The sequence below is a fragment of the Pedobacter sp. genome (genome assembly GCF_965279535.1).
In the GTDB taxonomy this organism is placed as follows: Bacteria; Bacteroidota; Bacteroidia; order Sphingobacteriales; family Sphingobacteriaceae; genus Pedobacter.
In genome coordinates this window covers 5,229,704-5,245,918 of sequence record NZ_OZ257244.1, presented here as the reverse complement: position 1 = coordinate 5,245,918, position 16,215 = coordinate 5,229,704, and the positions used below count along the sequence as shown (strand labels likewise).

At 37.7% G+C, this 16,215-nt stretch carries 14 protein-coding genes; 4 read left to right on the top strand and 10 right to left on the bottom strand.

Features of this window, described 5'->3' with window-relative positions; translation table 11 throughout:
* Positions 1-561 precede the first annotated feature (561 nt).
* The 3 genes from lpdA (at position 562) to ACQY77_RS21780 (ending at position 3,572) form a co-directional block, all read left to right on the top strand.
* On the top strand, positions 562-1,950 hold the full coding sequence (lpdA, locus tag ACQY77_RS21790) for a dihydrolipoyl dehydrogenase (RefSeq protein ID WP_421940209.1): 1,389 nt from the start codon (positions 562-564) through the stop codon (positions 1,948-1,950).
* A 223-nt stretch (positions 1,951-2,173) separates the two neighbouring features.
* Entirely contained in the window at positions 2,174-3,013 is an 840-nt protein-coding gene (locus ACQY77_RS21785) for an MBL fold metallo-hydrolase (RefSeq protein WP_421940210.1), read from the top strand.
* A 1-nt stretch (position 3,014) separates the two neighbouring features.
* Complete coding sequence (locus ACQY77_RS21780) at positions 3,015-3,572, top strand: GNAT family N-acetyltransferase (RefSeq protein WP_421940211.1); 558 nt, start codon at positions 3,015-3,017, stop codon at positions 3,570-3,572.
* A gap of 83 nt (positions 3,573-3,655) precedes the next feature.
* Here the strand turns inward: ACQY77_RS21780 and ACQY77_RS21775 are convergent, their stop codons facing one another.
* From ACQY77_RS21775 to spt, 10 genes are all read right to left on the bottom strand, one after another.
* The gene (locus ACQY77_RS21775; protein WP_421940212.1) at positions 3,656-4,609 is read right to left on the bottom strand and encodes a phosphatase PAP2 family protein; all 954 of its coding nucleotides are present in this window, start codon (positions 4,607-4,609) and stop codon (positions 3,656-3,658) included.
* Positions 4,596-5,216, bottom strand: coding sequence for a sterol desaturase family protein (locus ACQY77_RS21770; protein WP_421940213.1), 621 nt, complete (start codon positions 5,214-5,216; stop codon positions 4,596-4,598). The genes ACQY77_RS21775 and ACQY77_RS21770 overlap by 14 nt, the downstream gene beginning before the upstream one ends.
* 7 nt (positions 5,217-5,223) lie before the next feature.
* Positions 5,224-6,516: a DUF4833 domain-containing protein gene (locus ACQY77_RS21765; protein ID WP_421940214.1), complete on the bottom strand. Its 1,293-nt coding sequence runs from the start codon at positions 6,514-6,516 to the stop codon at positions 5,224-5,226.
* A gap of 9 nt (positions 6,517-6,525) precedes the next feature.
* Positions 6,526-9,081, bottom strand: coding sequence for a DUF5686 family protein (locus ACQY77_RS21760; RefSeq protein ID WP_421940215.1), 2,556 nt, complete (start codon positions 9,079-9,081; stop codon positions 6,526-6,528).
* Entirely contained in the window at positions 9,081-9,455 is a 375-nt protein-coding gene (locus ACQY77_RS21755; RefSeq protein WP_421940216.1) for a GtrA family protein, read from the bottom strand. Before ACQY77_RS21755 ends, ACQY77_RS21760 begins: the two co-directional genes overlap by 1 nt.
* A gap of 5 nt (positions 9,456-9,460) precedes the next feature.
* Positions 9,461-9,916 (bottom strand): phosphatidylglycerophosphatase A, encoded by a 456-nt coding sequence (locus ACQY77_RS21750; protein WP_421940217.1) that lies wholly within the window; start codon positions 9,914-9,916, stop codon positions 9,461-9,463.
* On the bottom strand, positions 9,916-11,241 hold the full coding sequence (locus ACQY77_RS21745; RefSeq protein ID WP_421940218.1) for an inositol-3-phosphate synthase: 1,326 nt from the start codon (positions 11,239-11,241) through the stop codon (positions 9,916-9,918). Before ACQY77_RS21745 ends, ACQY77_RS21750 begins: the two co-directional genes overlap by 1 nt.
* Positions 11,242-11,264: 23 nt before the next feature.
* Positions 11,265-12,254, bottom strand: coding sequence for an NAD-dependent epimerase/dehydratase family protein (locus ACQY77_RS21740; RefSeq protein ID WP_421940219.1), 990 nt, complete (start codon positions 12,252-12,254; stop codon positions 11,265-11,267).
* Between the two features lie 76 nt (positions 12,255-12,330).
* Entirely contained in the window at positions 12,331-13,452 is a 1,122-nt protein-coding gene (locus ACQY77_RS21735; RefSeq protein ID WP_421940220.1) for a hypothetical protein, read from the bottom strand.
* The gene (gene spt / locus ACQY77_RS21730; RefSeq protein ID WP_421940221.1) at positions 13,449-14,654 is read right to left on the bottom strand and encodes a serine palmitoyltransferase; all 1,206 of its coding nucleotides are present in this window, start codon (positions 14,652-14,654) and stop codon (positions 13,449-13,451) included. Before spt ends, ACQY77_RS21735 begins: the two co-directional genes overlap by 4 nt.
* A gap of 585 nt (positions 14,655-15,239) precedes the next feature.
* Between spt and ACQY77_RS21725 the strand changes: the two genes are divergently transcribed.
* Positions 15,240-16,148, top strand: coding sequence for a helix-turn-helix domain-containing protein (locus ACQY77_RS21725; protein WP_421940222.1), 909 nt, complete (start codon positions 15,240-15,242; stop codon positions 16,146-16,148).
* Positions 16,149-16,215 lie beyond the last annotated feature (67 nt).

The window sequence follows — 16,215 nt, the reverse complement described above, 5'->3', positions numbered from 1 at the left end:
GCAAAACTTTTCCACATTTAACAGCTTTCACTTAATATGATAACCTACACTTTACCAACAACTTGCCTGCATCGATTTGAATTAGGCAATCATCTGGCTAAAAAAATATTATTTTAATAAAAAAGACAGGGATTCCCTTATTAATCTTACATTTCAACAGTAAATGGTTCATTTTAATGTCATAAAATTTAATCCATTAAATAACCCACCTGTTTCGTTTAAAAATTATATTCGTTTTTATCTTTTTTAGACAACAAAAGATGAAAGCCCGGGCCGGGCAATGAAAAATATGATTCTTTTTGATGGTAATTTAAGTTATTAAAAAAATCTGCGCTACACATTTGTAAATTTTAACCGAATAAATCAGTATAGTTTAGAATAGCTAACTGATTTAACATTTTTTTTTTAGTTTTGGCAATTATAAAGGGCTTGGTGCTCTTTTAATTTTGTAATGCCAGTACGGAAAATATTGGCGGGATAAATTTGCTAAAGCAGAGACTTCTTCACCCGAAGATTACAGAACAACACAAAACAATTAAAAGCAAATTTCTTTAAATAGATATGAATTACGACGTTATTGTTTTAGGCAGCGGCCCTGGAGGTTATGTAGCTGCGATCAGAGCTTCACAGTTGGGTTTAAAAACTGCAATTGTTGAGCGCGAATCTTTAGGCGGTATTTGTTTAAACTGGGGATGTATCCCTACTAAGGCGCTGTTAAAAAGTGCTCAGGTTTTTGAATACATTAACCATGCTGCAGATTATGGTATTACCACTGCCGAAGCTACTGCAGATTTCGCAGCCGTTGTAAAACGTAGCCGTGGTGTTGCTGATGGTATGAGTAAGGGTGTTCAATTCTTGATGAAAAAGAACAAGATTGAGGTGATTATGGGTACCGGTAAGGTAAAACCAGGAAATAAACTAGAGGTTAAGGGGGCTGATGGCTCTACAAAAGAGTTAACCGCAAAAAATATTATCATCGCTACCGGAGCACGTTCAAGAGAGCTTCCTAACTTAAAACAAGACGGTAAAAAAATTATTGGCTACCGCCAGGCAATGGTTCTTCCTGAATTACCAAAAAGCATGGTAGTTGTAGGTTCTGGTGCTATCGGTGTAGAATTTGCTTATTTCTACGCTACAATGGGCAGTAAAGTAACCATCGTTGAATTTATGGAAAATGTTGTTCCTGTAGAAGATGAAGATGTGTCTAAACAATTGTTACGCAGCTTGAAAAAAGTGGGTATCGATGTAATGACCTCTGCCAGCGTAGAGTCTGTAGATACAAGCGGTGCAGGTTGCAAAGTTTCAGTAAAAACAGCTTCTGGTATGCAAACTATTGAAGCTGACATTGTACTTTCTGCTGCTGGTATTGTTGCGAATATCGAAAACATTGGTTTAGAAGAAGTTGGCATTAAAACCGATAAAGGTAAAATTGTTACAGACGAATTCTACAATACTTCTGTTAAAGGTTATTATGCAATTGGTGATGTTGTTGGTGGCCAGGCTTTGGCTCACGTAGCATCTGCCGAAGGTATTATCTGCGTAGAAAAAATTGCCGGACAGCATGTGGAGCCTTTGGATTACAACAATATTCCCGGATGTACGTATTGTACACCAGAAATTGCTTCTGTAGGTTATACCGAAAAAGCTGCAAAAGCTGCTGGTTATGAATTGAAGATTGGTAAGTTTCCATTCTCTGCGTCAGGTAAAGCAAGTGCTGCTGGTGCAAAAGACGGTTTCGTAAAATTAATCTTTGATGCTAAATATGGCGAATTATTAGGTGCTCACATGATTGGTGCTAACGTAACTGAAATGATTGCTGAGATTGTAGTAGCACGTAAATTAGAAACTACAGGTCATGAAATGATTAAATCTGTTCACCCACATCCTACTATGAGCGAAGCCATTATGGAAGCTGCCGCTGATGCTTACGGAGAAGTGATACATTTGTAAGCTTTAAACGAAAAACAGAAAGCTGATATAATTTATAAAACCCTCTGGCAATTGCTGGAGGGTTTTCTTATTTTAGGTGGCTGAGTCTGATCTTGTTTCAATTTCCAATGGTCATATCCATACTAAGCGTAGATTAAGCAAGACGCACCATTAGCACGCGGTCTCGATACTTGATTCCCGACTTGATACTAGATACTTGATACTATAAACCTGATACTAAAACATGAAACTACACACCATAAACACCGGATTTTTTAAACTTGACGGCGGGGCAATGTTTGGCGTAGTACCCAAAACCATATGGCAAAAAACAAATCCGGCAGACAATAACAACCTGTGTACCTGGGCCATGCGTTGTTTATTAATTGAAGACGGTAATCAGCTTACTTTAATTGATACTGGAATTGGCAACAAGCAGGATGAAAAATTTTTTAGTCATTACTATCTACACGGGGATGATACCATGGAAAAATCATTGGCTGGTTTGGGCTTTGGCTTAGCTGATATTACCGATGTGTTCTTAACGCATCTCCATTTCGACCATGTGGGCGGTGCCGTATCCCGCGAAGGAGAAAAGCTTCTTCCCACTTTTAAAAATGCCACTTACTGGACTAATGAAAAACATTGGCAATGGGCTACAGTTCCCAATCCACGTGAAAAAGCGTCGTTTCTAAAGGAAAACATTTTGCCTATCCAGGAAAGCGGGCAGTTACAGTTTGTGGAAGAAAAGGAAAATACCAACTGGCGGAAAGATATTGAAATCGGTTTTGCTTACGGCCATACCGATGCCATGATGCTACCGAAGATAAACTACAAAGGAAGAACCATTGTGTACATGGCAGATTTATTGCCTTCTGTAGGCCACCTTCCCCTTCCTTATGTAATGGCTTATGATATGTTTCCCTTAAAAACGCTACAAGAGAAACAGGCATTTTTGGAAGAAGCTGTGGCCAACAACTATATCCTTTACCTGGAGCACGACCCTATTAACGAATGCTGCACCCTCCAACAAACCGAAAGGGGAATCCGTGCCGCAGAAACCTTTAATTTAATTGATTTATAATATGATAAGGGAAGCGAAGCCAGAAGATGCTACTCCAGTTGCTCAGCTCATCGTTCAGGCAATGGGCGACCTGGCTTATAAATTCAGTAATACGGACGACCGTAAAGCTACACTCGCACTTTTTGAATATTTCTTTAAGCTTCCCGATAATCAATATAGTTACAGCAATACTTTGGTATATGAGGAACAAGGTGAAGTATTTGGAAGCCTAAATGGTTATGACGGCAGCAAATTAGCGGATCTGAGAGCCCCTTTTTTAATCTACCTTGCAGAACACTGCGGACTGATAAATTTTCATCCTGAGCCAGAAACAGGGCCAGGTGAGTTTTATCTGGATACCATCAGTGTTGCTCCGGAATTCCAAGGCAAGGGTATCGGAAAACAATTGATAGCAGCGGGTATCAACAGAGCCTCGGCCTTTGGACATGAAAAGGCGGGCTTATTGGTTGAGGTTAACAATCCCGGGGCTTTGAAGCTTTATCAAAAAATGGGATTCGAAATTGAATCTGAAATAACTTTTATTGGCGGATTATACTATCACATGATCCGCACTATTTAGTAGTAATTCTCCTGCGATTATTATTCACAGTGCAATTTTATTGTGAAGCGAGTAAGATTTCTGAGCCACAGACCATAAGGAATTTAACTAATCTTCTTAATAAAAGCTTCGCAAAATTGCTGAATTTGCCTTTGCCTAATCAACTTGCCAAAACTGAAGATCCCAATAACAGCACAGGTAATCCCTGCAAGAACATCTAAAACATAGTGATGACTGGTGTAAACTGCAGCGAACCAAATGCCAGTCATTACGATAAAAAAGAAAATATTAACTGCACCCAACTTACTTTTTAAACCATAGTAAAGCACAATTACCGGATAGGAAGAATGTAAGGATGGCATAGCCGCGAAAACATTCGACCCCTTGCTGTATATACCCTGAAAAAGCGTGGTGTTGAAGAAATGGTCAAAACGGATTAATCCAGCAGTATTTCCCGGTGTTTTGGCAATAAACTGGAAACCATGCTCCTGAACATACCAGGGAGGTGCAGCAGGAAATACGTAATAAATCACAAAACCCAATAGGTTTACCCACACAAATGTGAGGGAAAAATAGATGAACTGACGCTTGTTCCGAAAGAAGAGGTAAGTAGCGAATGCCAAAGGCACGGGTACCCACATGAGGTAAAAGAAACCCGTTAACACATCTAAAAAGGAATTGCTATTCAATTTCCAGTACTCATTTGGAGTGAGAATTAGCTCATTAAACGTTATACCAAAGAGTCGTTTTTCAAGTTCATAAAGGCTTTTAATATGAACTTCACTAAACTGATAATTAGGAAATGCCTTCATGTAATCGAATAGAATCCAATACACAATAAAGATCGAAAAGCCTAAAATAAACTTTCGGGTGATACCCGAGAGATAATACAAGGAATTGAAGATACCAACGAGTACCAATTGATCAGTTTTGAAGCCCACCAACAATATGGATAACAAAATATATCCGATAGAAATCGCAGAAATGGTCAGAACATCCTTCACATTTATAGCCTTTCGTTCGAGGCTAATCCCTTCATTCATATTATTTTTTATCAAAATTTGATCTGAAGATATGATCCCAGAAAGTCCAGCTTACGCCATATCCTTTTGTAGAATCTGAGTAATGGTGAAGCATGTGATGCTGTTTTAAACTTTTCCAAAAGCCACTTTTAAAGTTTGCATGGTGCAAAGCATAATGTACCATATCATAAAAAAGATAGCCACCAATAAAACCGGAAAAGAATGCGTAAACTTTAGTGTCTGGTAGTAGCCAATCGAACAAAAAATAAAAACCTAAAGCCAGGGGAATACTTGCTGAGGGTGGCATTACCAGGCGCTTTGCATCATTTGGATAATCGTGGTGAACGCCATGAAAGATAAAGTGAATTCGCTTACCCCATTCAATTGTTGGCTCATAATGAAAAACATAACGATGTAGCACATATTCCGTTATTGTCCATACAGCCAGGCCAAATAATAACCAACCTGCAAATTCCAGGAAGGGCATTTCTAACTGGAAAAGTGATTTCCAGCAGAAAAACAAAATAAGTGGTACATAAACGATTAGTGGCACAAAATAACTTACCTTCGATAAGCTTTCCAAAAAATCGCTTTTAAACATCCTGATAGATGCAGATGAGTTGGAAATAAAATTTCTTTTCATAACCTTCTTATACTTTTATACGTTCAACGAGTGTTTTGTTGGTATCAGCAGCATCATAGCCTTTAATTTCCACGTATTTAACATTCGGAACCCAGAAAGAACCACCTTCAATGCGGAGGAAGATTCGTTCTAATTGCATTTTTTTATTATTAATTGTTGCGTAAACGTGATATTTCTTATCAATATTAGATTTGTAAAGATACATCGGCAATTTTTTATGAGAAACAAAACGAAGCTCAAACTGCCCATTACCCAAATATTTGGTATTAATTCCGTAAGCAAACTTGCGTTGGATATAACTCAGGTCTTTCTTTTCTCCCTTATCTCCGTAGCGCATCCAAAATACATTTATAGGTTCCTTTTGGTCTACTTCACCTTTGCTATTCACATTTAACTGGCAAATAATCGTATTGGTATTCGGATCGCGTTGCAAATAGAACAATTGATTACTGATATTTTTTGGCGTTGGAAAAGTAAGTGGCGATGGATCTGCACCTTGTGCCTGTACCGCTGCTGATGTTCCTGCAGTTAATCCTACGGCTAACATAAAACCAACAATTATCGCTGCACGATTATTTCCTTGTTTTTCCTGCAATTCTTTAGCTTCAAGTGCTTTTTTGGCTTCTTGTAGTCTTTTAATTGCCGTAATATTGGTTAACACAGCCATGATCGCAATCGGAAAGGTAAAGATCGTCATTGTTTCAAAAACATGAAAAGGTATTCCAGGAATATAAATTTTGAAATCACCCCCAATAAAATGACTGCTAATACCACATGCTATGGCTACCACCCCTATCGTTACAACACGTTCCGGACGTTGCATTAAACCGCCTTTACATTCTACACCCAAGCCCTCGGCCCGTGCTCTGGTATAGCTAACCATCATAGAGCCGATTAATGCGATAAAAGCAAACAATGAGCTTAAAAAGTAATGGTGTGCAATCAAATAATAACAGATCCCCAAAAACATGATCATTTCGCTATAACGATCCAGTACTGAATCATACAGCGCGCCAAACTTAGAGCTCATGTTTCCTAATCGGGCTACCTGCCCATCCAGCATATCAAATAATCCGGCAAAGAGCACCAATGCCCCACCCCAACCTACAAAGGATAAATCGCCCCTATTGGTTTTTTCTGCACCCAACACAAAAATAACGGCCACCCCGATGTTTAACACTAAACCTATTGTGGTTACCATATTAGGAGTTAGGCCCAATTTAATCAAGCCCCTTACAAAAGGATTGATTACTTTGTATATACCTAGCTGAAGGCTATCTCTTAGTTTTACTTTTTGCATGTCTCTAATTTAAAAATCAAATTTTACCCTCGCCCTTATTCCCCACTCTGATACTTCAGGATGATTGAGGTAGTTGAATCTCTTTACTACATCAACTCGTAAAATCTTAAATATGTTTCCCACTCCAACACTTCCTTCCATATAGGGGTCATTGCTTAAAGCATAAGTTCTGTTCGCCCCGTTTTCATATACCGGAAATTTATACAATCCTGTACTCAATCCGGGGTTGTTCTCATCTCTGAGCCCACCATAAAGTGCTTTAAAGGATACTGCTTCTCTTAATTTTAATTTCTTTAACAAAGGTATCTTATTAAAGAAGAAACCATTAAAGTTATGATCTATATTAATACTTACATAATGATCACTTACAAACTCCAGAAAATTCATTAAATTATAAGAATTCAGTTGATAAGCATAGGTTTGGTTGGCGCGGTGGATATCCAATAATGGGAAAGGTACCTTGCCAGCAATATAGCCTCCTTCAACCGTAACATCGCTATAGCCTAATTGCGACAAATAGAACCGTTTGTCGATGCTTCCCATCAGGTTGTGATAGTTATACTCTCCACCAAACAATCCTTTTAACCCTGCCGTATATCTGAAGGTAAATACCGGATAACGATCTGGAATTGGAACTCTATAAATTTTACCCTGATAAAACTTCTCATTTGGTGCATAACGAAGTTGTAAAGAAAGTTCGCTTGTTGTAACCCGGTTAACAAAATCATTATTATCGTTCTGATAAAACAATCCACCGGCAGGTGTCTGGCTCCATTTTTTGAAGCCCATAGCGTAAGAAAAATGGTTTTCGTACTCTTTTACATAATCCAGGCGATAGAAATCATTATACAATAACATATCATTCACTCCCCTTTTGAAAGAAAGTAAAAAGTTATCTTCCTGAACAAATTGTAATTCCTGCCCCGGTATCTTAGTATCACGCTGGAAACTTGCACGGATATAATTTTGCGGAAATTCGTAGATCGATTTATTATTTATTGAATACGTTCCTGACAGGAAGAATTTCCATTTTTCATCCTTAATACCGTAAGCAGCATAATTTTCAAAATAGTAACGTTTACTCAGTTCGGGTGTTGTTCTTCCTCCCAAACGCAAGCGCAAGCCTTCTACATTATTAAAGCTGTAAAAAGTATTCACCGGTCCTATTTCATAAGGCCCTAAATTCTGATAACCAGCAAATAACAAAGTCACAATCTTCATTGTTCTTTTAAACGATGGAAGATTTTGGAGCGTATCTATATTGTGATAGATTTTAAGCTGATTACTGGGAATTGAGTCCAGTCTATGATTTTGCCAATAAAATTCGTCCCGTTTATCTGCACCTGCTACAACCACTAAACTTTTCCCCTGAAAAACTGTATCAGGAACTGCCGTATCGAATTTATAATCTTTAAATGTTACGGTTCTTTCTCCCGTAAAACCCAGACCTTTGTTCTTGCTCAAACCGAAATCTGCTAACAGATTACTTTTACTCAAAGAATATTTTCCTTGTGTATTTTTCTCAAAGTTCAGGTCTATTTTCATCGCCCTCACAAAATTGAGGTTGATATTCTTGTTCACGCCTAAAGTAGCACCAGTAACAGCATAATGACCATCATTGGTTACATATATCCTACCTTCAAACAACATATCGGTAGTGTTTCTAGGCGTAAAAGAAAGTTCTATAACTTCTGGCTTCTGATTTTTAAGGGTATCCGTAATGAAGAACTTATAAAAAGTGGGCGCACCATCAGCAATTGGACTCAAAAACTCATTACTAATTACAGAGATATTATTTTTGTAAATATCAATATCCTGATACATACGGCTAAAATAACTCTTCAAACCTTTGTTGTCGATGTATTTGCTATCGAAGTTTACCTGTTTCTCTGCGACAACAACAGTCTTTTTTTGCTCCGGATTCTGACTAAAGTAATTATCTGCCAGTTTCTCCTGGATATAAACAGGCAATAGATTTTTTCCACCAATTAAGGTAGAATCCTGTTCCTGAAAGAGAAACTGATAATTTCTGAAAATCTTTTTATTCTTAAATTTTTCAGAAACGTTGCTCATCGAGAATAGCATTTTCTCATACTCACGGTAAGAAACTTTATTGTAGCTTTTAATCCTGTTATCGTCTTTATGGGCGATCACTTGCCTGATCAACTCTACTGCAGGGTTGTCTTTATTGCGATACCGTACTTTTTTCCCTGCAACAATCACAACATCATCCAGCACTTTTGAATCGGGTCTAAGCAGTACATCTATCTGCTGGGTAGCAGATGACACCAGATTTCTAACCACCTGATTATAGCCAATATAATTGAAGCTCAATGTAGTTTGAGCACCCGGTGCACTAATGGTATATTTTCCATCTGCATCAGTTTGTGTTCCTATCCTCGTTCCTGTAAAAATCACAGAAACGTAGGGCAGGGTTTCTTTGGTAACCGCATCACGTACGGTTCCGGATACTATTGTGCGTTGGGCAAAAGCCCCCCCAACCCATATAAAATTGAGGATAAATAGTATATATATATAAAACGATATGGGATGTTGACGTTTCATTAACGAGTAAAAATAAACTGCTTTTGCATTATATAATTGTAGGTAGTACCCAAAACAAGGGATACAAGCACCTTTGAGAGCACGTAGTTAAGATGAAAAAAATGGGTTAGAAGGTAAACTCCAAGCGTAACGAGTAAAAGGTTACCCGACCAAACCAGGATATATTTTATGGCCTGCCATTTTATACTTTTAGAAGTTGCGTTAAAAACCCAGTTCCTATTGATATAAAAATTCAATACTCCACCAGAAACGGTACCGGCTATACTTGCGGCTAGATACCACCAGCCGAAAAACTTAACACCAATTATGGTGATCAAAAAATCAAACATCGATGCAGAGATCGATGATGCCTGAGCCTTTAAAAAAGTAAACATATTGATTAAAATAATTCCAATATGACTACCAGTTGAAGAACTATATTGGCATATACTCCCGCTAACACATCGTCGGCCATTACGCCCCAGCCTCCGGGTAATTTTTCCAATCGGCGGATAAACAAGGGCTTCAAAATGTCAAAAAACCTGAAGAGAACTAAGCCTATTATTATATATTCCCACTTTAACGGAACAAATAACAGGGTAATGCACATGCCTGCAATCTCATCAATTACAACGCGACCGTGATCTTTACCCCAAATCTCTTCTACCCTATTTGCAGTGAGGATCCCCAATAGCGTTAAAAATACTGTTATAGCTATTGCGATTCCATTAGGATAAATATTACCGGTTTGGAAATAGTACCAGCACAGGCAAGTTGCAATAGCGGAATACGTTCCTGCACCTTTGCCAATGTATCCGATTCCCAAACCGGTTGATATGATTTTATGAAAAAGCACTATAGGGATTCTGTCAGTTCTTCCTCGTAATCTAAACCTAAATGTGTAATTAGCTCTTCACCCATAATATGGCGTAGAGTGTTCTGTAACTTCATCAACTGTTTGAAGATATCGTTCTCTGCAGGCACGTTAGGTAATGTTTGTGGCGATTTTAAATAGAATGATAACCATTCCTGAATACCGCTCATATTTGCACGTTTAGCTAAATCGATGAATAAGGCTAAATCTAAAACAATCGGTGCTGCTAAGATCGAATCGCGACATAAGAAGTTGATTTTGATCTGCATTTTATAACCTAACCAACCGAAAATGTCTATGTTATCCCAGCTTTCTTTGTTATCACCGTGAGGAGGATAATAGTTGATGCGGATTTTGTGGTACATATCACCATACAAATCAGGATTTTTCTCTGGTTTAAAGATATCTTCTAATACACCTAATTTAGATACTTCTTTAGTTTTGAAGTTATCAGGATCGTCTAAAACCAAGCCATCTCTGTTACCTAAAATGTTATCAGAGAACCAACCATTAACGCCCAATGCACGTGAAGCTAATCCAGGAGCCAAGATTGTTTTCATTAAAGTTTGACCAGTTTTGAAATCTTTACCAGCAATTGGGGTATTGGTTTCTTTAGCCAATTCTATTAAAGCAGGAATATCAACGGTTAAGTTAGGTGCACCGTTTGCGAAAGGAATACCAAGTTTCAAGGCTGCATAAGCATAGATCATACTTGGGGCAATACGCGTATCATTGTCTTTTAATCCTTGTTCGAAAGCTGCAAGAGATTCATGAACTTCTGAAGGCTCAAAATAGATTTCTGTAGAACCGCACCATACTAATACAATACGATCACAGTTATTTTGAGCTTTAAAGTTTTTAATATCCTCCATTACTGCCAAGGCCAATTCGTAACGGTTTTCTTCTTCTTTTACGAATTTACCATCCAGGTTTTTCACGTAATTTCTGTCGAAAGCGGCTCTCATTGGTTTAATTGCCTGCAATTCTTCACGAACATCACGTAATAAGTTGGCATCCAAAACTCTTGCGTTTAATGCAGCTTCATAAACGTTATCCTCATAAACATCCCATCCACCAAAAACGATGTCTTCAAGATTAGCCAAAGGCACAAAATCTTTAATTTTTGGTTCTTTATTTTCGGTTCTTTTTCCTAAACGGATGGTTCCCATTTGCGTTAATGAACCAATTGGTTTTGATAAACCCTTTTTTATAGCTGCTACACCAGCAATCATGGTAGTGGCAACCGCACCCAGTCCTGGCATTAGTATGCCCAGCTTACCTTCTGCTGCTTTTACTTGTTGTTTCATTTTTTATTTAATTTACTATCTATTTATAACCAGTTATTGTCTTTATACCATTTAATCGTTTCCAGCATTCCCTTTTCCAAATTGTACCTGGGTTGATAATCAAAATCTTTACACAGATTATCAATGCTACAGGCCCAGTTTCGGGCAGTTAATTCTTTTACTTTATCTAAGTTTAAGGCTGGCGTCTTTTTGAACAGTCCATATGCACTATCCATACACCAGGCTAAACCTTTAATCAAGGGCACGGGTACATTAAAAGAAAAGGTCTTTTTATTCAATGCTTTCCGCGCATACAGTGCCAATGCAAATCGATCGTAAATCTGTCCGTCCGAAACATTATAGCTTTTATTTGTAATGTTTGAATTCAGCGATTTGATAATCAATTCTGCCAAATCGCTTACATAAACAAAACTGAGCTGTTGTGCCTCATTTCCGATGTACAGTTCCAAACCTGAACGTATGGTTTTCAAGAGGATAAAGATGTCTTTTTCCCTTGGACCATAAACTGCTGTTGGCCTTACAACAATCAATGGGAGCTCTGCAATTTCACTTAAATAAGTTTCTGCAAGCGATTTGCTTATCCCATAATTCGTAACCGGATTTGCTGCCGACTGATCTGTTAAAACCCCGTTTTCATTAGTTAAAGGGCCAAGTGCCGCTAAACTGCTAACGAAAACAAATTTTTCTATTTTATGTACTGATAAAGAAGATGCTACAGCCAGATTTCGGGTATAGGTTGCATTAATTTCATTATATTGTTGCAATGTTGGCGCCTTGGTAGTACCGGCAGCATGCACGATATAATGATATTTCTTTTCTTCAATATCTCTTTTTAAAAGGTAAATAGAATTGAAATCAAGGTCTACAAACTTAATATCGAATGGTTTAAGGTGTTCTACCGCACTAGAGCTGCGAACATTTGCAAACACTTCAAGACCGTGATCCAAAGCAGTTTTAATTAAATGGTATCCCACAAATCCAGTCGCACCAGTAATTAACACCCTTTTTTTCATCTGTTTAATTTCTATTCAATTTCAAGAAACAGTATAGTTGCCTGTCCATCCTCCTATTTCCAAAGCAACTACCATCTTATATCGATTTTTCCAGAATCCTATATTTCCTGTATAGCTTTCCACCGATATCTTCTATTGGCTTATTGATCATGTCATTGTGATCAAGTGTCCAGCTTGCTTCAGCGTATTTCATTTTTTTGGCTTCAAAAGCCCTGATTATCCTTCCATATAAACAAGCCTCAATCCCCATCTTGCGATAACCATCAATTACCCCTAACAGTAGAATACGGATACCGTTAATCTTTTTCTTGTTCAGTAAAAGCTTAATTAATCCCGTTGGGAATAAGCGGCCGCGTTTTATTTTGATCAGGATCTGGTTAATATCAGGTATAGCAAGGGCAAAGCCTACTATTTTGCCTTCCTGTTCTGCAATGATGCAAAAATCAGGGTCAAGGATCATCTTCAAGTCTTTCGCGGTATAATCAAATTCCTTGTCGGTCATTGGTACGAAACCGAGATTCTTATCCCAGGCTTTATTATACACTTCACGGATAGCATTACATTCGTCCTTAAATTTCTTTAAGTTAATGGTGCGCAAAATGATATTGTTTCTTTGCAGGCGCTCTTCTATCCTGTCTATTAATTTTACTGACCTGTCGCTATAAGTTCCTGCAGTATAACGATATGCCCTCAAATCAACATTTTTTTGAAAGCCTAATTTATCCAACAAAGGCAGATAGTAGGGCTTATTATAAGGCATCATGGCTACCGGAGGGCCATCAAATCCTTCTATTAACAAACCACAAACTTCATTCGTGGAAAAATTAACGGGGCCCATAATTCGGGTCATTCCCTTTGCTTCTAACCAGGCCTGAGCAGCATTAATCAATAAGGTAGCTACCTCAATATCATCTATGGTATCAAAGAAACCAAAGAAACCATCTTTGGCTTCATATACTTTATTGTGATTGGTATTGTTGATTGCGGCTATTCTTCCAACTATCTTATCTTCATCATAAGCTAAAAAAAGCTGAATTTCAGAATGCTCGAAAAAAGGGTGATGACCTGGGGTTAACAAGTCGCGTTGCGCTATAAACAGTTCAGGAACATAATTTGGATCATGTGCATATAAGTCATGAGGGAAATCAATAAATGAACTGAATTCTTTTTTACTAGCAACTGCTATTACTTTTTTCATGATTGCGTGCCTACTAAACTTACATTTGCGGCCTTAAAAGCAACAGTCAATTTTTCAATAGCGGTTTCAATTTGTTCAAAACTGTGTGTTGCCATCAATGAAAATCTGATCAGTGAGGAATCAGAAGGTACTGCAGGTGAAACAACAGGGTTTACAAATACACCATTTTGCTGTAGTATATTGGTAATTACAAAGGTTTTAGTATTATCTCTGATGTAAACCGGTATAATAGGGCTGTGCGTATTGCCAATATCAAAACCTGATTCTACCAGTAACTTTTTAGCATATTCTGTATTGGCCCAAAGCTTATCAATACGTTCAGGCTCAGATTCGATAATATCTAATGCGGCAATAACACTCGCAACAGCAGATGGCGGCATGCTGGCACTGAACATCAATGAGCGAGCCCTATGTTTAATATACTCTACTGTTTCGGCATTACCTGCTATAAAACCACCTAAAGAAGCCAGCGATTTACTGAAGGTTCCCATAATAAGATCTACATCATCATTTAGGTTGAAATGCGAAGCCGTTCCAGAGCCATTAAAACCAATTACACCCAGGCTATGCGCATCATCCATCATGATGTTCGCGCCAAACTCATCTGCAATTTTCACCATTTCAGGAAGATTGACTAAATCGCCTTCCATACTAAAGATACCATCTGATACGATCAGTTTTGCTGCATCTTCGGGCAATCTGCTTAATTTTTTCCGCAGATCTTCCATATCATTATGGGCATATTTAATTGTTCTGGAGAAAGATAAGCGACTTCCATCTATTATTGAGGCATGATCATATTCGTCCAGGACTAAATAATCGTTGCGATCTAACAGACACGAAATAACGCCTAAATTTACCTGAAATCCGGTACTAAATAATACCGCAGCTTCTTTACCTACATAACTTGCCAGTCTGCTTTCCAATTCTAAATGGATATCCAATGTTCCATTTAAAAATCTTGATCCGGCACACCCCGTTCCGTATTTTTCAACGGCTGCTTTTGCTGCTTCTTTAATTTTAGGGTGATTAGTTAAGCCTAGATAAGAGTTTGAACCGAACATCAAAACGTTCTTTCCGTTAATCACGACCTCAGTATCCTGAGCAGATTCAATTGATCTAAAATAAGGATACAATCCTTGCTCCTTTATAATTGATGCATCCTTAAATGAAGCAATTCTATCTTGTAGTTTTTTACGCATATTTATGCTTTTATTCAGCAATATTAGTTAAATATGTTATCGAGAAAATTCAGCTTTTCTCCTGATATACACCAGATTCCTCATCGTCAAAAACCATGCTAAATTCTATAACATTGGCTAAACAATTTGATTATACAATTTTAACGCCACTTTAAGCTTAAAAAAAGGTTCAAATGTAGTAAATATTGGTCAAAAAGGTGTATTGAAAAAATGTGACATTTAGATGAGTTGACCATTTGACTATCTGACTATTTTTCTATCTTGGTAAATAAAACAATATACCGAATTCAGTATAGGTTATTGTGGCAATTACAAAGGTAATATAATCACAAAAACTTAATTTACAAAAGGATATGTTACACATATTCTTACACACTTTTTCATGGCCCATCAAAAACAGGTCATATTGTACATTTTTCAACCACAGCATTATTCCGTTTGCTACTTTTGTTTTGCATCAGGAAATCGACTGCACTTCTTGTTCTATTTAGGATCAATCGAGTGGGTTTTGATCTTTTTAAGCATTTTCTGATTACTTTTTGACCAATCACCGTTAAATTAATGTAAAGCGTAACGCTATCTTTTATGGAACAACATCTTCTTAACAATCAAAAAAGGATAAAAGAACCTATTGAGAAGCCCGAACCCGATGAAGATATTTCGATCTACAGGCACAGTAGTGCCGATTCAAATTTCTGCTCCCGGCAACCCTTTCGCTCTAACGCCTATGTGCTCATACTTGTTATTAAAGGAAAGATTAATTTAACAAGCAATTTTACTCCCGAAACCTACAAAGAAAAAGACATCGCCTTCCTCTTTCCAGGTGCCATTTACGAAGTGAGTGAAGTAACGGACGCCTCATTCTTAAGAATAGTTTTCAAAAAAAACTACCTCAAAAACCAGGGCATATTCTTAAGCAATGCAGAGAGCTATCGCTTATTCCAATCGAATTCCAGCCATAAATTTTCTTTAACCAAAGAAGAGTTTAACGATATATTACACAATGCACTGCACCTGCAAAAAAGACTCAAACTTCCTGCAGATACCCCTTTACTTAATGAAGTGATCAGGAATAGCTTTCTCGAAGTGCTGTATGATTTATTCCTGATCAATAATAAACGCAGAAACTTTAGCCCGGTAAAACACGATCGTAAAGCTGAATTAACCAGCAGATTCCTTAATTTGCTTACAGATCACTTCAGGATGGAGAAAAAGGTTCAGTATTATGCCAATGCACTTTATATTACGCCCAGACATTTATCACAAGTAGTTAAGCAGGTTACGGGAAAAACTGCAGGAGAACTAATTGATGAAGTAGTGATCAGGGAAGCGAAAGTTTTATTAACGGGCCATATCCTCAATGTATCTGAGGTTTCTGAGGCTTTAAGTTTCAGCAATTCTTCCTTTTTCGGAAAGTATTTCAAGAAATATACCGGAACCTCTCCTTCTGCCTACCGTTTAGCCCACAATATTGCACGAACGTCCAGCTTTTAACAATATCAACTGTTAGCAGCGCGTAAGATAATCAGGAACATGCCATCTTCTCAGGCTCAGGAGATTA